The sequence below is a fragment of the Kosakonia sp. H02 genome (genome assembly GCA_030704225.1).
GTDB lineage: Bacteria > Pseudomonadota > Gammaproteobacteria > Enterobacterales > Enterobacteriaceae > Kosakonia.
The window spans coordinates 1,543,442-1,565,289 of sequence record CP131915.1 but is presented as its reverse complement, the minus strand read 5'-3'; the positions used below and the strand labels follow the sequence as shown (position 1 = coordinate 1,565,289).

The 21,848-nt window shown below is 54.0% G+C and carries 23 protein-coding genes and 4 tRNA genes; 7 read left to right on the top strand and 20 right to left on the bottom strand.

Features of this window, described 5'->3' with window-relative positions; translation table 11 throughout:
• Nucleotides 1-7 precede the first annotated feature (7 nt).
• From galT to gpmA, 4 genes are all read left to right on the top strand, one after another.
• Nucleotides 8-1,054 carry a galactose-1-phosphate uridylyltransferase gene (gene galT / locus Q5705_07475; protein ID WLI78366.1) on the top strand — a complete coding sequence of 349 codons (1,047 nt, stop codon included), beginning with the start codon at nucleotides 8-10 and terminating at the stop codon, nucleotides 1,052-1,054.
• 2 nt (nucleotides 1,055-1,056) lie between these two features.
• Nucleotides 1,057-2,205 (top strand): galactokinase, encoded by a 1,149-nt coding sequence (gene galK, locus Q5705_07470; protein ID WLI78365.1) that lies wholly within the window; start codon nucleotides 1,057-1,059, stop codon nucleotides 2,203-2,205.
• Nucleotides 2,199-3,239, top strand: a complete 1,041-nt coding sequence (galM, locus tag Q5705_07465; GenBank protein WLI78364.1) for a galactose-1-epimerase — start codon at nucleotides 2,199-2,201, stop codon at nucleotides 3,237-3,239. Before galK ends, galM begins: the two co-directional genes overlap by 7 nt.
• Before the next feature lie 205 nt (nucleotides 3,240-3,444).
• Nucleotides 3,445-4,197 (top strand): 2,3-diphosphoglycerate-dependent phosphoglycerate mutase, encoded by a 753-nt coding sequence (gene gpmA / locus Q5705_07460; GenBank protein ID WLI78363.1) that lies wholly within the window; start codon nucleotides 3,445-3,447, stop codon nucleotides 4,195-4,197.
• 76 nt (nucleotides 4,198-4,273) lie between these two features.
• Here the strand turns inward: gpmA and aroG are convergent, their stop codons facing one another.
• The gene (gene aroG, locus Q5705_07455) at nucleotides 4,274-5,326 is read right to left on the bottom strand and encodes a 3-deoxy-7-phosphoheptulonate synthase AroG (protein WLI78362.1); all 1,053 of its coding nucleotides are present in this window, start codon (nucleotides 5,324-5,326) and stop codon (nucleotides 4,274-4,276) included.
• Nucleotides 5,327-5,644: 318 nt separating this feature from the next.
• Here aroG and Q5705_07450 point away from each other — a divergent pair, with 318 nt between their 5' ends.
• Nucleotides 5,645-6,031 (top strand): YbgS-like family protein, encoded by a 387-nt coding sequence (locus Q5705_07450; protein WLI78991.1) that lies wholly within the window; start codon nucleotides 5,645-5,647, stop codon nucleotides 6,029-6,031.
• Nucleotides 6,032-6,151: 120 nt separating this feature from the next.
• Nucleotides 6,152-7,084 carry a CDF family zinc transporter ZitB gene (gene zitB / locus Q5705_07445; protein WLI78361.1) on the top strand — a complete coding sequence of 311 codons (933 nt, stop codon included), beginning with the start codon at nucleotides 6,152-6,154 and terminating at the stop codon, nucleotides 7,082-7,084.
• Here the strand turns inward: zitB and pnuC are convergent.
• The 19 genes from pnuC to Q5705_07350 all read right to left on the bottom strand — a co-directional run bounded on the left by pnuC (nucleotide 7,081) and on the right by Q5705_07350 (nucleotide 21,124).
• Entirely contained in the window at nucleotides 7,081-7,800 is a 720-nt protein-coding gene (pnuC, locus tag Q5705_07440) for a nicotinamide riboside transporter PnuC (GenBank protein WLI78360.1), read from the bottom strand. The two genes, zitB and pnuC, sit on opposite strands and share 4 nt — an antisense overlap.
• A 50-nt stretch (nucleotides 7,801-7,850) precedes the next feature.
• Nucleotides 7,851-8,894, bottom strand: a complete 1,044-nt coding sequence (gene nadA, locus Q5705_07435; GenBank protein ID WLI78359.1) for a quinolinate synthase NadA — start codon at nucleotides 8,892-8,894, stop codon at nucleotides 7,851-7,853.
• Nucleotides 8,895-9,294: 400 nt separating this feature from the next.
• Nucleotides 9,295-9,370 (bottom strand) — tRNA-Lys (locus Q5705_07430).
• 121 nt (nucleotides 9,371-9,491) lie between these two features.
• Nucleotides 9,492-9,567, bottom strand: a tRNA-Lys gene (locus Q5705_07425).
• 3 nt (nucleotides 9,568-9,570) lie between these two features.
• A tRNA-Val gene (locus Q5705_07420) sits at nucleotides 9,571-9,646 on the bottom strand.
• A gap of 136 nt (nucleotides 9,647-9,782) precedes the next feature.
• Nucleotides 9,783-9,858, bottom strand: a tRNA-Lys gene (locus Q5705_07415).
• A 164-nt stretch (nucleotides 9,859-10,022) separates the two neighbouring features.
• A complete protein-coding gene (gene cpoB, locus Q5705_07410) occupies nucleotides 10,023-10,826 on the bottom strand; it encodes a cell division protein CpoB (GenBank protein WLI78358.1) in 804 nt (267 codons plus the stop codon).
• Nucleotides 10,827-10,835: 9 nt separating this feature from the next.
• On the bottom strand, nucleotides 10,836-11,351 hold the full coding sequence (pal, locus tag Q5705_07405) for a peptidoglycan-associated lipoprotein Pal (GenBank protein WLI78357.1): 516 nt from the start codon (nucleotides 11,349-11,351) through the stop codon (nucleotides 10,836-10,838).
• Nucleotides 11,352-11,384: 33 nt separating this feature from the next.
• Nucleotides 11,385-12,677, bottom strand: a complete 1,293-nt coding sequence (tolB, locus tag Q5705_07400) for a Tol-Pal system beta propeller repeat protein TolB (GenBank protein ID WLI78356.1) — start codon at nucleotides 12,675-12,677, stop codon at nucleotides 11,385-11,387.
• A 131-nt stretch (nucleotides 12,678-12,808) separates the two neighbouring features.
• Nucleotides 12,809-14,020, bottom strand: coding sequence for a cell envelope integrity protein TolA (gene tolA / locus Q5705_07395; protein ID WLI78355.1), 1,212 nt, complete (start codon nucleotides 14,018-14,020; stop codon nucleotides 12,809-12,811).
• Between the two features lie 39 nt (nucleotides 14,021-14,059).
• On the bottom strand, nucleotides 14,060-14,488 hold the full coding sequence (tolR, locus tag Q5705_07390) for a colicin uptake protein TolR (GenBank protein ID WLI78354.1): 429 nt from the start codon (nucleotides 14,486-14,488) through the stop codon (nucleotides 14,060-14,062).
• A gap of 3 nt (nucleotides 14,489-14,491) precedes the next feature.
• Nucleotides 14,492-15,184 (bottom strand): Tol-Pal system protein TolQ, encoded by a 693-nt coding sequence (gene tolQ / locus Q5705_07385; GenBank protein WLI78353.1) that lies wholly within the window; start codon nucleotides 15,182-15,184, stop codon nucleotides 14,492-14,494.
• Complete coding sequence (gene ybgC / locus Q5705_07380) at nucleotides 15,181-15,585, bottom strand: tol-pal system-associated acyl-CoA thioesterase (protein WLI78352.1); 405 nt, start codon at nucleotides 15,583-15,585, stop codon at nucleotides 15,181-15,183. The genes tolQ and ybgC overlap by 4 nt, the downstream gene beginning before the upstream one ends.
• Nucleotides 15,586-15,733: 148 nt before the next feature.
• Nucleotides 15,734-16,027, bottom strand: a complete 294-nt coding sequence (gene ybgE / locus Q5705_07375; protein WLI78351.1) for a cyd operon protein YbgE — start codon at nucleotides 16,025-16,027, stop codon at nucleotides 15,734-15,736.
• Complete coding sequence (gene cydX / locus Q5705_07370) at nucleotides 16,027-16,140, bottom strand: cytochrome bd-I oxidase subunit CydX (GenBank protein WLI78350.1); 114 nt, start codon at nucleotides 16,138-16,140, stop codon at nucleotides 16,027-16,029. Before cydX ends, ybgE begins: the two co-directional genes overlap by 1 nt.
• A gap of 14 nt (nucleotides 16,141-16,154) precedes the next feature.
• Nucleotides 16,155-17,294, bottom strand: coding sequence for a cytochrome d ubiquinol oxidase subunit II (gene cydB, locus Q5705_07365; GenBank protein WLI78349.1), 1,140 nt, complete (start codon nucleotides 17,292-17,294; stop codon nucleotides 16,155-16,157).
• 15 nt (nucleotides 17,295-17,309) lie between these two features.
• On the bottom strand, nucleotides 17,310-18,878 hold the full coding sequence (gene cydA, locus Q5705_07360) for a cytochrome ubiquinol oxidase subunit I (protein WLI78348.1): 1,569 nt from the start codon (nucleotides 18,876-18,878) through the stop codon (nucleotides 17,310-17,312).
• Nucleotides 18,879-19,762: 884 nt separating this feature from the next.
• Nucleotides 19,763-20,362: an NADPH-dependent F420 reductase gene (locus Q5705_07355; GenBank protein WLI78347.1), complete on the bottom strand. Its 600-nt coding sequence runs from the start codon at nucleotides 20,360-20,362 to the stop codon at nucleotides 19,763-19,765.
• A 27-nt stretch (nucleotides 20,363-20,389) separates the two neighbouring features.
• On the bottom strand, nucleotides 20,390-21,124 hold the full coding sequence (locus Q5705_07350) for an SDR family oxidoreductase (protein ID WLI78346.1): 735 nt from the start codon (nucleotides 21,122-21,124) through the stop codon (nucleotides 20,390-20,392).
• 123 nt (nucleotides 21,125-21,247) lie between these two features.
• On the opposite strand from Q5705_07350, the gene Q5705_07345 reads away from it, so the two are divergent.
• The gene (locus tag Q5705_07345; GenBank protein ID WLI78345.1) at nucleotides 21,248-21,802 is read left to right on the top strand and encodes a helix-turn-helix domain-containing protein; all 555 of its coding nucleotides are present in this window, start codon (nucleotides 21,248-21,250) and stop codon (nucleotides 21,800-21,802) included.
• The last annotated feature ends 46 nt before the right edge of the window (nucleotides 21,803-21,848 follow it).

Genomic DNA, 21,848 nt, shown 5'->3' with positions numbered 1-21,848 from the left:
AATGGCAATGACGCAATTTAATCCGGTCGATCACCCACATCGCCGTTACAACCCGCTTACCGATCAGTGGATTCTGGTCTCTCCGCATCGTGCAAAACGCCCCTGGCAAGGGGCGCAGGAGACACCGGCAAAACAGACGCTGCCTGCGCACGATCCGGACTGTTTCCTCTGCCCCGGAAACACCCGCGTGACCGGGGATAAAAACCCTGATTACACCAGCACCTATGTGTTCACCAATGACTTTGCGGCACTGATGACCGACACGCCGGACGCGCCGGAAAGCCACGATCCGCTGATGCGCAGCCAGAGCGCGCGCGGCACCAGCCGTGTTATCTGCTTCTCGCCGGATCACAGCAAAACGCTGCCGGAACTGAGCGTCAGCGCACTGGAAGAAGTGGTGAAAACCTGGCAGCAACAAACGGCTGAGCTGGGTCAGACCTACCCGTGGGTTCAGGTGTTTGAAAACAAAGGCGCGGCGATGGGCTGCTCCAACCCGCATCCGCATGGTCAGGTGTGGGCAAACAGCTTCCTGCCGAACGAAGCAGAACGTGAAGACCGCCTGCAAAAAGCGTACTTTGCCGGGCACCGTTCGCCGATGCTGGTGGATTACGTTCAGCGTGAACTGAAAGACGGCAGCCGGACGGTGGTAGAAACGGAGCACTGGCTGGCGGTAGTGCCTTACTGGGCCGCCTGGCCGTTTGAAACCTTGCTGTTGCCGAAAGCGCCCGTGCAGCGCATTACGGATTTAAGCGATGCGCAGCGCAGTGACTTAGCGCTGGCATTGAAAAAGCTGACCAGTCGTTATGACAACCTGTTCCAGTGCTCTTTCCCCTACTCAATGGGCTGGCACGGCGCGCCATTTAATGGCGAGGATAACGCTCACTGGCAGTTACACGCGCACTTTTACCCGCCGCTGTTACGCTCCGCCACGGTACGTAAATTTATGGTGGGCTACGAAATGCTTGGCGAGACCCAGCGCGATCTGACCGCAGAACAAGCCGCTGAACGTCTGCGTGCGGTCAGTGACATCCATTTTCGCGAATCCGGAGAATAACAATGAGCCTGAAAGAGAACACACAATCCCTGTTTGCTGAAAAATTTGGCTACCCTGCCACCCACACTATTCAGGCACCAGGCCGCGTCAACCTGATCGGTGAACACACCGACTATAACGACGGTTTTGTGCTGCCCTGCGCCATTGATTATCAAACAGTGATTAGCTGTGCGGCGCGTAACGATCGCACAGTGCGGGTGATTGCCGCCGACTATGACAACCAGAGCGATGCGTTTTCGCTGGATGAGCCTATCGTGACTCATGACAGCCAGCAATGGTCAAACTACGTGCGCGGCGTGGTGAAACATCTGCAACAGCGCGATGCGAGCTTCGGCGGTGCCGATTTAGTGATCAGCGGCAATGTGCCGCAGGGCGCGGGGCTGAGCTCTTCTGCATCGCTGGAAGTGGCGGTCGGTACCGTGTTCCAGCAACTTTACCACCTGCCGCTGGACGGCGCGCAGATTGCCCTTAACGGCCAGGAAGCAGAAAACCAGTTTGTCGGCTGCAACTGCGGCATCATGGATCAGCTGATTTCCGCCCTCGGTAAAAAAGGCAGCGCACTGCTGATCGACTGCCGCTCCCTCGGCACCAAAGCGGTTTCCATGCCGCAAGGCGTGGCGATTGTCATCATCAACAGCAATTTCAAACGCACGCTGGTGGGCAGCGAATACAACACCCGCCGCCAACAGTGTGAAACCGGCGCGCGTTTCTTCCAGCAAAAAGCGCTGCGCGATGTCAGCCTGGATAAATTTAATGCCGTCGCCCATGAGTTAGATCCGCTGGTCGCTAAACGTGTTCGCCACGTGCTGACCGAAAACGCCCGCACCGTGGAAGCGGCTGCCGCGCTGGAAAAAGGCGATCTGCAACGCATGGGTGAGCTGATGGCGCAATCCCATGCGTCGATGCGCGATGATTTCGAAATTACCGTGCCGCAAATCGATACGCTGGTTGAAATTGTTAAAGCGACCATCGGTGATAAAGGCGGTGTGCGTATGACCGGTGGCGGCTTTGGCGGCTGTGTCGTTGCGCTGGTACCGGAAGCGCTGGTGCCTGCCGTGAAACAGGCGGTGGAAAAAGAGTACGAAGCGAAAACCGGTATTAAAGAAACGTTCTATGTTTGCAAACCTTCTCAGGGAGCGGGACAGTGCTAAACGAAACTTCTACGGCGGCCCCCGACGGCCTGCCGGTACGTCTGATCACCCTGCGCAATAACGCCGGGATGGTTGTCACATTGATGGACTGGGGCGCGACGCTGCTTTCCGCGCGCGTGCCGTTGAAAGACGGTTCCGTACGCGAGGCGCTGCTTGGCTGTGCCTCGCCGGAGCACTATTGGGAGCAGACCGCATTTCTGGGTGCTTCGGTAGGCCGCTACGCCAATCGCATCGCGAAGAGCCGTTTCACCGTTGACGGTGTCGAATACACGCTGACACCGAGCCAGGGTGAAAACCAATTGCACGGCGGGCCGGAAGGCTTTGATAAACGCCGCTGGCGCATCGAACGCCAGAATGACAGCGAAGTGCTCTTCTCCCTCACTTCGCCGGATGGCGACCAGGGTTATCCGGGCAATGTTAACGCCACGGCGCACTTTCGCCTCGGCGAAGATAACCGCATATCGATTGAATACCGCGCGACTACCGATAAGCCGTGCCCGGTGAATCTGACTAACCATGCTTACTTTAACCTTGATGGTGAGCAGTCCGACGTACGTAACCACACACTGCAACTGCTGGCCGATGCCTATTTGCCCGTGGATGAGATGGGCATTCCGACCGGCGGGCTGAAAAAAGTGGCGCTGACCAGTTTCGATTTCCGCACACCCAAAACCGTGGCGGAAGAGTTTCTCAGCGAAGAAGACCAGCGCGCAGTCAAAGGTTACGACCATGCTTATTTGTTGCAGGCCAAAGGCGATGCCAGCCAACCTGCCGCTCAGTTGTGGTCTGCGGATAAGCAGCTTCAGATGGCGGTTTACACCAGCGCGCCCGCGTTGCAGTTCTATTCCGGTAATTTTCTTGAAGGCACCCCGGCGCGTGGCGGCAAAACCTACAGCGCCTGGCAAGGTCTGGCGCTGGAGAGCGAGTTTTTGCCCGATAGCCCTAATCGCCCGGACTACCCGCAGCCGGACTGCGTTTTGCGCCCCGGCGATGAGTATGTCAGCCTGACGGAATATCACTTCACCGCGCTGTAATCCCCCGCCCTCCTGATGGAGGGCTTTTTAACCGTATTTCGCTGAAATTTACGCCAAATATTGCTGAATCATAACCTCTTATTCACAAGCACCTTACACTGAGCGGCTATTTTCGCTATGGTTAAGGGTATTCGTTGCCCGGGCTTTCGCTCTGGCAATATAATGAGAATTGTTATCATTCAATCAGGCTCACAGGAGTAAGTGTATGGCTGTTACTAAGCTGGTTCTGGTTCGTCACGGCGAAAGCCAGTGGAACAATGAAAACCGCTTCACCGGTTGGTACGATGTCGATCTGTCTGAAAAAGGCGTTGGCGAAGCGAAAGCGGCAGGCAAGCTGCTGAAAGAGGAAGGCTACACGTTTGATTTTGCTTATACCTCTGTGCTGAAACGTGCCATCCATACGCTCTGGAATGTTCTGGACGAACTGGATCAGGCATGGTTGCCGGTAGAGAAAAGCTGGAAACTGAATGAACGTCACTATGGTGCGCTGCAAGGTCTGAACAAAGCAGAAACCGCAGAAAAATACGGTGACGATCAGGTGAAACAATGGCGTCGCGGCTTTGCCGTCACCCCGCCAGCACTGACCAAAGATGATGAGCGTTACCCGGGCCACGATCCGCGTTATGCCAAACTGACCGACGCGGAGCTGCCGCAGACGGAAAGCCTGGCGCTGACCATCGATCGCGTGATCCCTTACTGGAACGAATCTATTCTGCCGCGCCTGAAAAGCGGTGAGCGCGTGATCATCGCCGCACACGGTAACTCCCTGCGCGCGCTGGTGAAATACCTCGACAACATGAGCGAAGAAGCGATCCTCGAACTGAACATCCCGACCGGCGTGCCACTGGTTTATGAGTTCGACGAAAACTTCAAACCGCTGAAGCATTACTATCTGGGTAACGCGGAAGAGATCGCCGCGAAAGCTGCTGCGGTAGCAAACCAGGGTAAAGCGAAGTAATAAAAAAAGCCGGACAGTGTTAATGCCCGGCTTCTGTTACAGGCCCGGTGAGCATCGCGCTCCCGGGCTTCGTTTTTTAACTACGACGCGCTTTTACCGCATTCGCCAGTTTGCGCAGAATCACATCAGTATCTTCCCAGCCAATACAGGCATCGGTGATGCTCTTGCCGTACACCAGCGCTTCTGCACTCTCAAGATTTTGGTTGCCTTCGACCAGATGGCTTTCGATCATCACGCCGATAATCGCTTTTTCACCCCCGGCAATCTGCTGGCAAACATCCACACCGACATCCATCTGCTTTTTAAACTGCTTGCTGGAGTTGGCATGGCTGAAATCGATCATCACCTGCGGCTCCAGCCCGGCTTTCTCCAGACCCGCTTTCACTTCAGCCACATGTTTCGCGCTGTAGTTCGGCTCTTTACCGCCGCGCAGAATGATATGGCAGTCGCCATTACCCGCCGTGTTAACAATGGCGGAATGCCCCCATTTAGTCACGGAGAGGAAGCAGTGCGGCGCGCCAGCCGCGTTGATAGCATCAATCGCCACTTTAATGGTGCCGTCGGTGCCATTTTTGAAACCCACCGGGCAGGAAAGGCCGGAAGCCAGTTCACGGTGCACCTGTGATTCCGTGGTACGCGCGCCAATCGCGCCCCAGCTCATCAAATCCGCCATATATTGCGGGGTGATCATATCGAGGAACTCGCCCGCAGCAGGCAGGCCGCTGTCGTTAATTTCCAGCAACAACTTGCGCGCAATACGCAGGCCATCGTTAATCTGGAAACTGTTATCCATATGCGGATCGTTAATAAGCCCTTTCCAGCCTACGGTGGTGCGCGGCTTCTCGAAATAGACGCGCATAACAATTTCCAGCTCGCCTTTTAATTCTTCACGGAGCGCCAGCAGGCGCGAGGCATATTCCTTTGCCGCAACAGGATCATGAATAGAACATGGGCCAATCACCACCAGCAGGCGGTCATCGTTACCACGCAGAATTTGATGAATCGCTTTGCGTGCCAGGGAAACAGTCCTGGCTGCGGTTTCGGTAGCGGGAAATTTTTCAAGGAGTGCGACAGGTGGCAATAACTCGTTGATCTCTTTAATACGTAAATCGTCGTTCTGATAATCCATGATCTTTCCAGTGTGAACATATTTTCTGTAATAAAAGCAATCCGTCCAATCTATCTCGCTTGCGGCGAAGTGTAAACATGATTTTACACTTCGGGCGGATAATTCCTGGAATTGATATAAAGCGTGCATAAAAGTAGCAAGCAGGTATTTCCCGACTACACTTTTTAACTGTAAATACCTTAGTTTTGCATTTTTTCGTTATTCCATGCTGCCGTTGTTGGCAGAAATGACATCTTTGACCACTGAGCGTGATAATTCGTTCGCGCAGCTTTTGCCGACGCCTGGCGCGGTAAAAACGACCAGAACAGGAGCATCATGATGAAAATGAACAAATTAGCGACACTTTTACTGACGACTACCCTGACCCTGGCAGGTGGCGCGGCGTATGCTGCTGACGCTGCATCCAACAGCAGCAATGGCAATGGCGATGCGAATGCCGCAGCTAAAGCGGGCCAGGTGGCACCTGACGCGAAAGATAACATTGCGCCAAATAATGTTGATAACAGCAATATCAACACCGGCAACACTAATACCAACTCCACTTCGACTCAGATGAATCATCAATCCGATCATATGAGTAAAGAGGAAGTGCACAAAAATACGATGTGCAAAGACGGTCGTTGCCCGGACATCAACAAAAAAGTCGAGACCGGTAGCGACACCACTAATGATGTCAATACCAAAACCGACGGCACCACGCAGTAAGCCGTGAAGCCGTAATCCGTAATAAAGAGGAGAGCTTCGGCTCTCCTTATTTTTTCCCCGCCCGATAAAAATCTGCAATGATGTAGACGTTACCCAACGCTTAAAAGGATAGATCCCCTCATGGCGCATTCACATTCGCATACGCCTGCCGATGCTAACGCTCGCCGTCTGCTGCTGGCCTTTACGGTTACCGCTGTTTTCATGCTTATTGAGGTCGCGGGCGGAATTATTTCCGGCTCGCTGGCGCTGCTGGCCGATGCGGGTCATATGCTGACCGACGCGGCGGCGTTGCTTTTCGCCTTACTGGCAGTCTGGTTTGCCCGCCAGCCACCCAGCGCACAGCGCACTTTTGGCTGGCTGCGCCTGACGACACTGGCCGCCTTTGTGAATGCGCTCGCGCTGGTGCTGATTACCGTGTGGATTGTCTGGGAAGCGATTCAACGTTTTCAACATCCACAGCCGGTTGCGGGTTTCACCATGATGACTATCGCCATTACTGGCCTGCTGGCAAATATACTGGCGTTCTGGTTGCTGCATCGCGGCAGTGAAGAGAAGAATTTGAACGTGCGCGCCGCAGCCCTGCACGTGCTGGGCGATTTGCTGGGTTCGGTGGGAGCGATTGTCGCCGCACTGGTGATTATGTTGACTAACTGGACGCCGATTGACCCGGTTCTCTCCGTGCTGGTCTCTGCGCTGGTGTTGCGTAGCGCGTGGCGGTTGATGAAAGAGAGCGTTAACGAGTTGCTGGAAGGCGTGCCGGGTTCAATGGATATTGGCGCGTTGCAGCGCCATTTGCGTCGGGCAATTCCGGAAGTGCGCGATGTTCATCATGTGCATGTCTGGCAGGTGGGGGAAAAGCCGCTGATGACGCTGCATGTGCAGGTTATCCCGCCGCGCGATCATGACAAGCTGCTCGGCGAGATCCACCATTTTCTGGCGCACCATTATGATATCGCCCATGCGACAGTGCAGATGGAGTACCAGCCCTGTAAAGGGTCAGATTGCCATCTGGGCGAGATGCAGCCTGAACACCATCACGGACACCATCATTAGTGTGAAAGCGCGTGAGAACCCCGCTCACGCGCGCTGTTAATCCACATCCGGCTGCCGTTAAGGGCAATAAATGTCAGGATCATGTATTCCAGCGACATTGCCCATACGCCTTGCAGGGCGAAAATCACCACGCTGATGACGTTGATAATCACCCACAGCAGCCAGTTCTCGACGTATTTACGCGTCATCAAAATCATCGCCACGATAGAGAGCACCATCATGCAGGAGTCCCAGAATGGGAAAGCATCGGGTTGCAGTTCCGGCATCACGACGTTCAGCCCCAGGGCTTGCATAATGCCTACCGCGATGCGTGTCAGGAAGGCGAAAACCGGGTTGATAAAGAGGGTCATCAGGCCGATCGCGACAACGCAAACGGCGAGCCAGGCGAGCGCTTTCGGCAGTGGCAACCAGCGGATTTGCAGCGCAGCTTCGTTTTGGGAGGTCTGGCGCGACCAGGCATACCAGCCATAAATATTGGCGGCGAAGAAAAAGAGCTGCAATAGCAGGCTGGCATAGAGTTGAATCTGAAAGAAGATAATGGCGAACAGCGTGACGTTAATCAGCCCAAAGGCGTAATTGCTGATTTTTTCGAGGCTCGCCAGCCAGATGCAGAGAAGACCCGCCAGCGTACCTACGGCTTCAATCCATGAAAGATCGTATCCGCCGGTGCCAATGGGAATATGCACCAGGATGTTCTGCGTACTAAAAAAATCCATTCTCTCCCCAGAGCGTAATGTTACGCGTTATTTATTTTTAAAAACGTCGTTCAGGACCGTAGTGTAGCTGCAAAATCCAGCATGCGGTTAAGCGGCAGTAACGCGCCTTCACGCAATGCGGCATCGACTTGTATCTCATGCGCAGCGCCGCCCTGCTCCAGCCCTTCAGCAATCGCTTGTAAGCCGTTCATTGCCATCCACGGGCAGTGTGCGCAGCTGCGACAGGTCGCCCCCTCTCCGGCGGTTGGCGCTTCGAACAACTCTTTTTCCGGAACCGCCTGCTGCATTTTATAAAAGATGCCGCGATCAGTGGCGACGATCAGTTGCGTGTGTGGCAATGTTTTTGCGGCATTAATCAACTGGCTGGTGGAACCCACGGCGTCTGCCAGGTTGACTACGGATTGCGGTGATTCCGGGTGCACAAGAATCGCCGCCTCGGGGTAAAGCGCTTTCATGCGCAGCAGAGCCTGCGTTTTAAATTCGTCGTGGACAATGCATGCGCCTTGCCAGCACAGCACATCTGCGCCGGTCTGTTTCTGCACATAGCTTCCGAGGTGGCGATCCGGCGCCCAGATAATTTTTTCGCCGAGGCTGTCGAGATGTTCAATTAATTCAACGGCAATACTGGAAGTTACTACCCAGTCGGCACGGACTTTAACCGCCGCCGAGGTGTTAGCGTAGACCACCACCGTGCGGTCCGGGTGGGCATCGCAAAAGGCGCTGAATTCGTCAATTGGGCAGCCGAGATCGAGCGAACATTCCGCCTGGAGTGTCGGCATCAGGATGGTTTTTTCCGGGCTGAGGATTTTGGCGGTTTCCCCCATAAAACGCACACCGGCGACCAGCAGCGTTGAGGCGGGATGTCTGGCGCCAAAGCGCGCCATTTCCAGCGAATCTGCAATGCAGCCGCCGGTCTCTTCCGCCAGTTGTTGAATTTCCGGATCAGTGTAGTAATGCGCGACCATCACCGCGTCTCGCGCTTTAAGCAGGCGCTTGATTTTTTCGCGATAAAACGGCTTTTCTTGCTGGCTCAGCGGCGTGGGTTTGGGCGGAAAAGGGTAAATTGCGGCTTCGGGATCAAACATTACGCTCATTTTGCTTACTCGTTTTGCTTGCTTAACTGAATAACCAGAACAACGGTTCAGAATGGCGTTATCACGCCGCCTGTGTTTTATATACTAAACAAGATAGCTGATTGCGCATCTATTGTCGCTGTGAATTTTTAGCATCAATGGCGGTGGGAAGTATGTGGTGGTAACGCCTGCTGGCGCTGCGCTTAGCAGGCCTGGGAGGATGAGGTTCATGGAGAGACGTAGCCGCCATCCGGCGAGAAGGGTTCGAATCTTTCCAAATCGCAGATAGTAAAAAAGCGCCTTTAGGGCGCTTTTTTACATTGGTGGGTCGTGCAGGATGACTCGGCTTTGCCTCGCCCTTCGGACCGTTGCTGAAGCAACAGTATCCTTCTCGTTTAACCTCTCCACCGCGAGGTTAAATTGGTGGGTCGGGCAGGTTTCGAACCTGCGACCAAGTGATTAAAAGTCAACTGCTCTACCAACTGAGCTAACGACCCTTTACGGGGTATTCTTCGAAGTGGTGGGTCGTGCAGGATGACTCGGCTTTGCCTCGCCCTACGGACCGTTGCTGAAGCAACCGTATCCTTCACGTTTAACCTCTCCACCGTGAGGTTAAATTGGTGGGTCGTGCAGGATTCGAACCTGCGACCAATTGATTAAAAGTCAACTGCTCTACCAACTGAGCTAACGACCCGAGTGGTGGGTGATGACGGGATCGAACCGCCGACCCCCTCCTTGTAAGGGAGGTGCTCTCCCAGCTGAGCTAATCACCCGATACTACGCTGGAAAGATGTTTCCATCTTTAAAGTGGTGGGTCATGCAGGATGACTCGGCTTTCGCCTTGCCCTACGGGCCGTTGCTGAAGCAACGTTATCCTTCACGCTTAACCTCTCCACCGCGAGGTTAAAGTGGTGGGTCGTGCAGGATTCGAACCTGCGACCAATTGATTAAAAGTCAACTGCTCTACCAACTGAGCTAACGACCCACTTTTGCGTCGCATCAGGCTTAAGAGATATCCCGTGGCAACGGCGGCATATATTACTGATTTAAGAACTCAGCGCAACAACAATTTCGACCAGGGCAACTTAACTGCTTATGATTCATGCGACAAGACCAGAAAAACCGCAATTTCTGGTCATGCGCTATGCATTACATCGAACCAAGGCGTTTTTGCGCTTGTTTCGCGCCATCGGTACCAGGGTATTTACTGACCACCTGCTGGTAGACCGCTTTCGCTTTTGCACTGTCTCCCTTGTCCTGCATAATCACACCGACTTTGTACATCGCATCCGGTGCCTTAGGCGACTTCGGGAAATTCTTCACCACGGAGGCGAAGTAATACGCCGCATCGTCTTTTTTACCCTTGTTGTAATTCAACTGACCGAGCCAGTAATTGGCATTCGGAATATAGGTTGAATCAGGGTACTTTTTGACGAAGTTTTGAAACGCGGTGATAGCGTCATCCTGGCGGGATTTATCCTGTACCAGGGCAATCGCTGCGTTGTAATCGGTATTGGCATCACCGCTTTGTACCGGCGCGCCAGAGTTGGCCGAGCCGTTATTCGCGCCCGCAGCTGCCGCCGGAGCCTGCGTTGCTGCACCGCTCTGATCGCCAGAAGCCTGCTGCGTCTGCCCCGCCCCGCCGCTGCTCAAATTGCCGATTTGCTGCAAAATTTGCTGTTGGCGTTCAACCACCTGATTCAGTTGATACTGATTTTCCTGGATTTGACCACGCAGGGAATCAATATCGGCCTGATTATCGGAGAGTTGCTGCTGGAGTTGAGTTAAAAGCTGGCTATGAGCATTCGAAATACGCTCGAGTTGAGTGACGCGGTCTTCGACCGAGCCTGAGCCGACACTACTGATTGGCGCCTGAGCATTAGCGGCCCAGGGGGCCGCTATGCCAACCAGTAACGACAGACTCAACAGATGATGTCTGAAGTTACTGCTCATGCAATTCTCTTAGTAAACCAGTACGGCGCGACGGTTTTTAGCGTAAGCCGCTTCGTCGTGACCCAGTACTGCGGGTTTTTCTTTACCGTAAGAAACGATGGAGATCTGGTCAGCGGAAACGCCTTTACCCTGGAGGTACATTTTAACGGCGTTAGCACGACGTTCGCCCAGGGAGATGTTGTATTCCGGAGTACCACGTTCGTCCGCGTGACCTTCTACGGTAACTTTGTAAGACGGGTTGCTACGCAGGAAGTTTGCGTGAGCATCCAGCATCGCTGCGAAATCAGAACGGATGTCATACTTGTCCAGATCGAAGTAAACAATGTTGTTCTGCTGTAACTGCTGCATTTGCAGACGCGCTTGTTCTTCAGAGGACATGTTGCCGCTACCGTTCATGCCAGTGCCAGCACCCATCATGCCTTCGCCGCTCTGGTCGCTTGCGTTGTTCTTATGAGAAGAACATGCAGCGATTGCCATAATTGGCAGAGCCAGCATCAGGCCTTTCAGCACTTTGTTCAGTTGCATTTCTTTGATTCCTTTATAAATATTTATTTATTATTACAGATACGGAGACCAGGCAGGGAATTTAACCTGTCCATCAGTCGCCGGAATACGCGCTTTGAAACGCCCATCTGTAGAAACCAGGTTCAGCACGGATCCCATTCCCTGAGAAGAGCTATAGATGACCATTGTGCCGTTAGGTGCCAGACTTGGCGTTTCATCCAGAAACGTTGACGATAAAACCTGCACGCCACCCGCTTCCAGATCCTGTTTAGCGATGTGCTGCTGACCACCGTCAGAGCTTACCATCACCATAAATTTGCCGTCGCTGCTGACGTCTGCATCCTGGTTCTGAGAACCCTGCCAGGTGATACGCTGAGCCGCGCCGCCATTAACATTGACTTTATAAACCTGCGGACGACCCGCCTGGTCAGAGGTGAAGGCCAGGTTCTGGCTATCCGGGAACCAGGTCGGTTCGGTGTTGTTGCTGCGACCATCGGTCACCTGGCGGATCTGGCCAGAACCAATGTCCATCACGTAGATATTCAGGCTACCGGTTTTCGACAGCGCAAACGCCAGCTTAGTCCCGTCCGGTGAGAACGCCGGTGCGCCGTTGTGACGCGGGAAGGAAGCCACCTGGCGGATGCTGGCGTTCGCCAGCGTCTGGATAACCAGCGCAGAACGACCGCTTTCAAAGGTCACATAGGCCAGTTTAGAGCCGTCCGGAGACCATGCCGGAGACATCAGCGGCTGCGGCGATTTATGTACGAGGAACTGGTTGTAACCATCGTAATCCGAGACGCGCAGTTCATACGGGAACTGGCTGTTTGCGGTCTGCACCACATAGGCGATACGGGTGCGGAATGCGCCTTTAATACCGGTCAGTTTTTCGAACACTTCGTCACTGGCGGCATGGGCGGCATAGCGCAGCCACTGTTTGTTCACTTTAAAAGAGTTTTGCGCCAGTACGGTACCCGGCGCACCGCCGGTATCCACCAACTGGTAAGCCACGTTGTAGCTGCCGTCAGGATTTGGGGTCACCTGACCGACAATCACCGCATCAATGCCCAGGGCTGACCATGCGGCCGACTGAACTTCCTGAGCGCTACCCGGCTGCTGCGGCAAGCGGGAACGATCGAGCGGGTTGAATTTACCGCTGTTGCGCAGATCCGCCGCAACGATACCGCCCGCATCTTCAGGCGCGGCACCCGGCCCGGCCCACTGGAAAGGCACAACGCCAATCGGGCGTGCCGAGTCCACCCCTTGGGTGATCTCGATACGTACTTCTGCATGCAGCACCGCTGCCCACAGCATCAGAAAACCAAATGCAACACGTAATGCCTGCTTCATCATATCTCCCTTATCCGGGCGGAAAACCCGCGATAACTTAGCAGAATTTTAACAAACCAATAAGACAAAACTACCCGCGTTGGAACCACCTTCACACCATCCCCCGCAAGGTCGCGAAGAGAAAGTGTACCTTAAGGTTTGAAATCCAGCGGCGCATTTTTGAACACTTCATAGACAGCCTGACTTGGCGGCTTCGGCATTTTTGCCTGTCTTGCGGCTGCCAGCGCAGCCTGACAAAGTGCCGGGTCGCCCCCTTCTGACTGAATATCTAACAGCATGCCATCCGGTGCCAGTTTGACGCGTAACGTACAGGTTTTCCCCGTGTAGGAAGAGGCATCATAGAAACGGCTTTCAATGGCCGCTTTAATCTGCCCTGCATAGTTACTGATGTCTGCACCCGACGCACCGTTGTTCTTAGTGTTACCTGAACCTGCCGGCGCTGCATTGTTGCCTTTCGATCCACCACCTGTTTTCGGCGCATTCTTACCGGAACTTAAGTCGCCAAATAAGTCATCTACGCCTTCGGCGGCGGCGGCTTTTTCTGCGGCTGCTTTCTTCGCGGCAGCGGCTTTTTCCGCTGCGGCAGCTTTCTTCTCAGCCGCGGCCTTTTCTGCTGCCGCTTTCTTCTCGGCGGCGGCTTTTTCTGCCGCAGCCGCTTTCTCTGCCGCTGCTTTTTCGGCAGCGGCCTCAGCCTGCGCTTTCTTCGCGGCCTCTGCTTCAGCTTTTTTCTTCGCATCGGCAGCGGCTTTCGCCGCTTGTGCTTCGGCTTGTTTCTTCGCATCCGCTGCGGCTTTCGCCGCTTCTGCTTCGGCTTGTTTCTTCGCATCCGCTGCGGCTTTTTTCACGGCTTCTTCCGCCGCTTTGGCCTGCGCATCTGCTTTGGCTTTCGCATCAGCAGCCGCTTTCGCCGCTGCTGCTTCCGCCTGCTTCTGCTGCTGTTGCGCCTGCTTCGCCGCTTCTTCTGCTTTTTTCTGCTGTTCAGCCTGTTCGCGCGCCGCTTCCTGCGCCTGCAAACGCTCCTGCTCAAGCTGCTTCAGGCGTTCCTGCTCGGCGGCCTGCTTTTCACGCATCTCTTCCGCCTGCTGTTGCGCCTGCTTTTCACGCTGCTCTTGCGCGCGTTTCGCGCTGGATTGCTGCTGCTGTTGGCGGTTGTAGTTTTCCACTACCGCGCCCGGATCGACCATTACAGCGTCAATCGAGGAGCCGCCTCCCCCGCCCGCAGAAGCATCAATATGCTCATCGAACGAACTCCAGATCAGCAGTGCAACCAGGATCACGTGCAGCACGGCTGAAATGAGTATCGCTCGCTTAAGCTTGTCGTTTTGTACGGTTGCCTTTGACACTCTCGGTTCCCAAAAACTGTCCGCCTGTTAAGCCGGTGATCAAATAGGCTGCGTCATCAAGCCAACCGATTTCACACCCGCGCTATGTAACAGGTTCAGCGCTTTAATGATTTCATCGTACGGCACATCTTTTGCCCCGCCGATTAAGAACACGGTTTTCGGATTGGATTGCAGGCGACGCTGCGCCTCCGCAATCACTTGCTCCGGTGGCAGTTGATCCATGCGATCTTTCTCTACCACCACGCTGTATTGTCCGACACCGGAAACCTCAATAATGACCGGAGGATCGTCATTGGTGCTGACGGTCTGCGACTCTGTCGCATCCGGCAGATCGACCTCTACGCTTTGGGTGATGATTGGCGCTGTCGCCATAAAGATCAGCAACAGCACCAGCAACACGTCCAGCAACGGTACAATGTTGATTTCAGACTTGAGGGCACGGCTGCCCCGCCCACGCGATCTGGCCATGGCTTACTCCTTGTTGCTGTCGCTGCTGGCAAATGCCTGGCGATGCAGAATAGCCGTGAACTCTTCCATAAAGTTGTCGTAATTCAGTTCCAGTTTGTTCACGCGCTGGTTCAGGCGGTTGTAAGCCATGACCGCCGGAATCGCCGCGAACAGACCGATGGCGGTGGCGATCAACGCTTCGGCGATACCTGGCGCAACCATCTGCAACGTGGCCTGTTTCACCGCGCCCAGCGCGATAAAGGCATGCATGATCCCCCATACCGTACCAAACAGACCGATATAAGGGCTGATGGAACCGACGGTACCGAGGAAAGGAATATGGTTTTCGAGGCTTTCCAGCTCGCGATTCATGGAGATGCGCATCGCTCTGGATGCCCCTTCGACAATCGCTTCTGGCGCATGGCTATTTGCGCGATGAAGGCGGGCAAACTCTTTAAACCCGCTGTAGAAGATCTGTTCCGAGCCGCTCAGATTATCGCGGCGTCCCTGGCTTTCCTGGTACAAACGAGACAGTTCAATGCCGGACCAGAACTTGTCTTCAAAGGCTTCCGCTTCGCGCCCTGCTGCGTTGAGGATGCGCGTTCTCTGAATGATGATTGCCCAGGAGGCGATTGAAAAACCAATCAAAATCAACATGATAAGTTTGACCAGAAGGCTCGCCTTCAGGAACAAATCAAGGATGTTCATGTCAGTCACTGCTTAAACTCCGCGACAATAGACTTGGGAAGCGCACGAGGCTTCATTAAGAGTGGATCAACACAGACAATCAGCACTTCAGCTTCGTTCAGCACTTTGTTCTCTGCGTTGACAATCCGCTGCGAGAAAACCATTGAGGTTCCACGCATTGATGTAACTTCCGTTTGGACTTCGAGCATGTCGTCGAGTCTGGCGGGCGCATAATACTCCAGCGTCATTTTGCGAACCACGAAGGCGACGTGCTCAGCCAGCAGAGCCTGTTGGCTAAAGTGATGGTGGCGCAGCATCTCAGTGCGGGCTCTTTCATAAAAAGCAACGTAGCTGGCGTGGTAAACCATGCCACCGGCATCAGTATCTTCGTAATAGACACGAACCGGCCATCGAAACAGCGTTGTATTCACTTTACATCCCGGTAATGCAAAAAAGGTTAGAGCTTTCAAACTTCGCTACTATACGCGCGGGAAAGGTGGTTTGGAATGGGTTCAGGTAAACGGATAGTAAAAATTTATGGGCTTTTGCAAGCCCATCAGTTTAGCGGATATTTCTTATTCAAAAGAAGTAAAAAAGAAGGCCAGCAAGCAGCACAATATCGGCAATAAGCGGGCAAAAAATGCCCTGCCAGTGAATAGCGCGAGGGCGGAAACCGACACCGTGGATAACCCCGGCGCAGACGGCCCACATCAACAGCAGACCATGCCAGATTTCCAGCTCGCTGGTTTTCGCCGCAAAGCGCGACGGATCCCAAAAAATACATCCCGCCAGCAGTAATGCCATTATTAAGGAAAGGGCCCTTAACGGGCCCTTATCCATTACCGCATAGAGTTTTGCGATAATTGTTTCCATCAGTGTTCTTCTTGTCCGGCTTTGGACGCTTCAACATGTTCCAGCGCCAGCGCGGTGATCACCCCAAAAGCACAGGCAAGAAGCGTTCCTAAAATCCATGCGAAATACCACATATTTTGCTCCTTACTTAGTACAGAGAGTGAGTGTTGCTTTCAATGTGCTCTTTGGTAATACGACCAAACATTTTCCAGTAACACCAGGCGGTGTAGAGCAAAATGATCGGCACAAATACCACTGCTACCCAGGTCATCAGGTTCAGCGTCAACTGCGTTGAGGTTGCATCCCACATGGTCAGGCTTGCTTTCAGCATGGTGCTTGACGGCATGATGAACGGGAACATTGCGATACCGGCAGTCAGGATGATGCACGCCAGCGTCAGGGATGAGAACACAAACGCCCATGCGGCTTTATCCAGACGCGCGGTCAGTACGGTCAGCAACGGCAGCACCACGCCCAGCGCCGGAATAGCCCACAACAGCGGCGTGTTGTTGAAGTTGGTCAACCAGGCACCGGCCTGCACCGCTACTTCTTTGCTCAGCGGGTTAGAGGCTGCGTGATGATCCATAACAGACGTCACGACATAACCATCAATACCGTACACCACCCAGACACCGGCCAGCGCAAAGCAGACCAGCGTCACCAGGGCGGCAATCTGCACGGTAGCGCGAGCGCGCAGATGCAGTTCGCCAGCGGTGCGCATTTGCAGGTAAGTTGCGCCCTGGGTCAGGATCATCGCCACGCTGACAATACCCGCCAGCAGACCAAACGGATTCAGCAACTGGAAGAAGTTACCGGTGTAGAACAGACGCATATCGTTATCGAGGTGGAACGGTACGCCCTGCAACAGGTTGCCGAACGCCACGCCAATCACCAGAGGCGGCACAAAACTGCCAATGAAAATGCCCCAGTCCCACATGCCGCGCCAGCGCATATCTTCAATCTTCGAGCGGTAATCAAAACCGACCGGACGGAAGAACAGCGACGCCAGTACGAGGATCATCGCCACATAGAAGCCGGAGAACGCCGCAGCGTAAACCATCGGCCATGCAGCGAACAGCGCACCACCTGCGGTAATAAGCCATACCTGGTTACCGTCCCAGTGCGGCGCGATAGAGTTAATCATCACGCGGCGTTCAGTGTCGCTACGCCCCAAGATGCGGGTCAACATCCCCACGCCCATGTCGAAGCCATCAGTAACCGCGAAACCAATCAGCAGAATGCCAACCAGCAGCCACCAGATAAAACGTAATACTTCATAATCAATCATTTGACGACTCCTGTCTTAGCGTGCCGGCTGAGAAGCCACAGTGGACTGCTCGTAGTGATAGCGACCTGTTTTCAGGCTGCTCGGCCCGAGGCGAGCAAATTTGAACATCAGGAACACTTCCGCCACCATAAACAGCGTATAAAGGCCGCAAATCAGAATCATTGAGAACAGCAGGTCGCCCACGGTTAACGATGAGTTGGCAACCGCCGTCGGCAGCACTTCACCAATCGCCCACGGCTGACGGCCGTATTCCGCAACAAACCAGCCTGCTTCAATGGCGATCCACGGCAGCGGGATACCGTACAGCGCCGCGCGCAGCAGCCATTTTTTCTCACCGATGCGGTTGCGAATCACGGTCCAGAACGAGATACCGATAATCAGCAGCATCAGCACGCCACAGGCCACCATCAGGCGGAACGCAAAGTACAACGGCGCAACACGCGGGATAGAGTCTTTCGTTGCCTGCTGGATCTGCGCATCGGTCGCGTCAGTCACGTTCGGGGTATAGCGTTTGAGCAGCAGACCGTAACCGAGATCTTTCTTCACGTTATTGAACTGGTCACGCACAGACTGATCGGCGGAGCCGGAACGCAGTTGCTCCAGCAACTGGTAGGCTTTCATCCCGTTACGGATACGCTCTTCGTGCTGCACCATCAGATCTTTCAGGCCGATAACCGGCGTATCCACCGAACGGGTGGCGATGATGCCGAGCGCGAAGGGGATCTGGATAGCGAATTTGTTCTCTTGTTTATCCTGATCAGGAATACCAAACAGGGTAAATGCCGCCGGAGCCGGTTGGGTTTCCCACTCTGCTTCAATGGCCGCCAGTTTGGTTTTCTGTACGTCGCCCATTTCGTAACCGGATTCATCACCGAGTACGATAACAGAGAGCACGGCAGCCATGCCGAAGCTGGCAGCGATAGCAAACGAGCGTTTTGCGAACGCGATATCGCGACCGCGCAGCAAATAGTAGGAGCTGATGCCAAGGATGAAGATCGCGCCACAGGTGTAGCCAGATGCGACGGTGTGAACAAATTTCACCTGCGCAACCGGGTTAAGTACCAGTTCGGCGAAGCTCACCATCTCCATACGCATGGTTTCGAAGTTGAAATCAGAGGCGATGGGGTTTTGCATCCAGCCGTTGGCAACGAGGATCCACAATGCGGACAAGTTAGAGCCAAGAGCCACCAGCCAGGTGACCGCCATATGCTGGACTTTGCCCAGACGATCCCAACCGAAGAAGAACAGACCCACGAATGTGGATTCGAGGAAGAAGGCCATCAGACCTTCAATGGCCAGCGGCGCACCGAAAATATCCCCAACGTAGTGAGAATAGTAAGACCAGTTAGTCCCGAACTGGAACTCCATAGTCAGACCGGTCGCCACGCCCAGTGCAAAGTTGATACCAAACAACTTGCCCCAGAACTTGGTCATATCTTTGTAGATCTGTTTGCCGGAGAGGACGTAGACGGTTTCCATAATGGCCAGCAGGAACGCCATACCGAGCGTCAGTGGCACAAACAGAAAGTGGTACATCGCGGTCAAGGCAAACTGTAAACGTGACAGTTCGACTATATCTAACATCATGACTCCTTGCTCATCGCATGAAGACTCCGAGAGTGAACCCCCTTAGCGACGGTTCACACGCATGCCCCAATACAAATTTGTTGCGCTCTTTTATTCATTGTCCAATAAGGCGGGACAATGAATAAGAAAAGTTACAACCAGGTTAATAAAAATTTCGAATTGATCTCGCGAATATATTACTCCGCAAACCCCTTACAATAAAAAGGTTTTTATCGGATAAGTTTTACGTTTTTCGACAACGATCAATTTATCGCTAATTTACCACTTGGCGGTTAGTTTGATCGGCGACAATTTAACGACTTTTTGCCTTTTTTCCAAGCATTTAAATATTGATTTAAATCATTTTCCTTTATTAATGTTAATTTTGTATTTAACGTGTCTTATCAGTAATGACGGTGTTAAAAACATGTTTACTGTAACGTAATTTATGGTTACCAATCGGCGGATAAAGCGGAGTAAGGCGCGGCAGTTCGAGGATTAATCTGAGTCGGGTAAAAACATTACGGGGGCCAGGAAAGTTAGTAGGGTAATTAATTAAGATGTTTTACAATCCATTCACTTATCCAATTATTCTAATTAACACCGTTTCGGAATTATTAGGAAAAACAGTCACGCCCTCCCCTTGTTATCGATCCCATTCATTACGGTTATTTTTTTACCGCCTTAAAGGTAAATTAGCGAACGTAATAGCGCTCCCGCTCGCGGGCAATGCCGGAAGGCAGGTTAAGATATAAACGCAGGTAATAGAAAATGGCTGGGAGGTGGGTTTCGCCCGGGAACGGGGGTCGTTTGTGATGAAAAGCCTCAGTCAGCTTCGCCAATGCTTCAACCCACTGAGGCCGCTTGTTTTCCACGATGGGATCGCAGCATGAGGCCACGATTCATCTATCGAACTTGACCAGGTCCTTGAAGATCAGATGCCCCCAGCTTTTTCCGCGCGCATGAACAAGCAACCCTCCTTCTGAAAGCCCACCAAGCGGGATCGGTGCAAAACCAAGTTTTTCCGCAAGCGCACCCACCTCCGCTGTGGCGCTGTCGTCGTCGCTCGCCAGAAATACGACTCTCCTGCCACCATGTACGGTCGGGTCCTGGTCAAGAACAGAAGCGACCAGGTGGTTGAAGCCTTTCACCAGCCTGGCACCAGTAAATGTCCTGGCAACGACGACGGAAGACGGGAGACCACCCAGATCCACAAGCGGGGCCTGCGTGTTCATTGCATCAATGAGGGTTTTCCCCTTCCAGTCGGGCAGTACTTGCGCGACGTCCGGGTGCGACTCGAAACGGACAGCCAAAAAAAGGATGTCGGCTTTGACGGCTTCCGCCAGGGTTTTGGGAACGATTGTCGGCCCGATCGCAGCCGCATCAGCTGCAAAACTTTCCGGGTCGCGCGTGGTGGCGACGGCTACTTCGATGCCCTTGCGGGCGAAGGCCCTGGCAAGCGCCTGACCGATCTTGCCAAAGCCAATGATTGCATAACGCATATTTTTCTCCTTTGCTTTTCGACGTGATCAGAGCTGCGCCAGGCCACCGTCAACGGCGACCTCACTGGCGGTCATGAAACTGCTGTCCGACGACGCAAGAAAGGCCGCCACTGCGCCTATTTCCGCAGGATCGGCCATGCGCTGGAGCGGGGTTATCGCACCGTAGGCTTTCTGGCCTTCCTCGCCCAGCGCCTCCTTAGCAAGTTCGGTCGCCGTCGCCCCGGGAGACAGCACATTTACCCGGATACCGGTGCCCTTCAGGTCTTCCGCCCAGGTCCGGGCGAGGTTGCGCACCGCAGCCTTGCTCGCGCTGTAGACCGTGAACCCCGGCGCACCCGTGGTGCCAGCGCTTGATCCGGTCAGGATGATTGACCCGCCCTTGAGCATCAGCGGCAGCGCCTTCTGGACAGTAAAGATCGTGCCTTTCACATTGGTATCGAAGGTTTCGTCAATATGTTCGGCAGTGATCTGACCGAGCGGGAGCGGGCTTCCCGCCCCGGCGTTGGCAAAGACGATATCAAGGGTTCCGCGCTCCGCTTTCACCGCCGCGTAGAGACGGTCGAGGTCGGCTTCATCAGAAATCGACCCCATCACCGCACGGGCATTCGGCCCAAGGTCGGCCAGGGCGGCGTCGAGTGCTTCTTGTCGACGGCCAAAGATGAAGACGAAAGCGCCCTCCTCAATAAAACGCTTTGCCGCAGCGAGGCCGATGCCAGTAGCCCCACCGGTAATTACGGCGGTCTTTTCATTCAATCTGTTCATGTTAAGTGCTCATTCGTTTAAGTTGCGTTGATAGTGGAGAAATGCCGCAGAGCGCTGTATTATGTGGATCACCGATCCACATATAAAATATATGGAGCACTGATCCACTTGTCAAGGAAACCCATGCGAGCTGATGCCAAAAAAAATCGCAGCCAGATCCTTACGGTCGCGCGTGATGTTGTTGCCGAGCATGGCGCTGATGCGTCGATGCGCGACATTGCCCGCCGGGCAGGCGTAGGCCTGGCCACCCTGCTGCGTCATTTCCCGACGCGGGAAGCCCTGTTCGAGGCGCTGTTGTGTACCCGTCTGGACACGTTGACTCAGCGGGCAGCCGAACTCGAAACCTCGACTCCAGCCGATCAGGCACTTCTTGTCTGGTTCCGGGAGTTGGTGATGTTTACTCAAAGCTACAGGGGCGTTGTTGCCATGATGGCGGCAGCCCACACGGACACGGATTCCGCACTTTACACTTCATGTGCCGCAGTACATTCGGCAGGTGCGCAACTGTTGAAACGTGCCCAGGCCGAGGGTACGGCGCGCGCTGACATGAATGGCGATGACCTGTTCGCACTCATAACGGCGCTGGGCTGGGCGGTTGATCAGCCATCATTTGCATCGAGGGCGGATAATCTCGTTCATCTTATGACGAGCGCCATCCTGACAAACCGGGCTTCATAACAGGTTTTTCAACCAGCCATTGCCGGGCGTCGATGCGTACATTGGC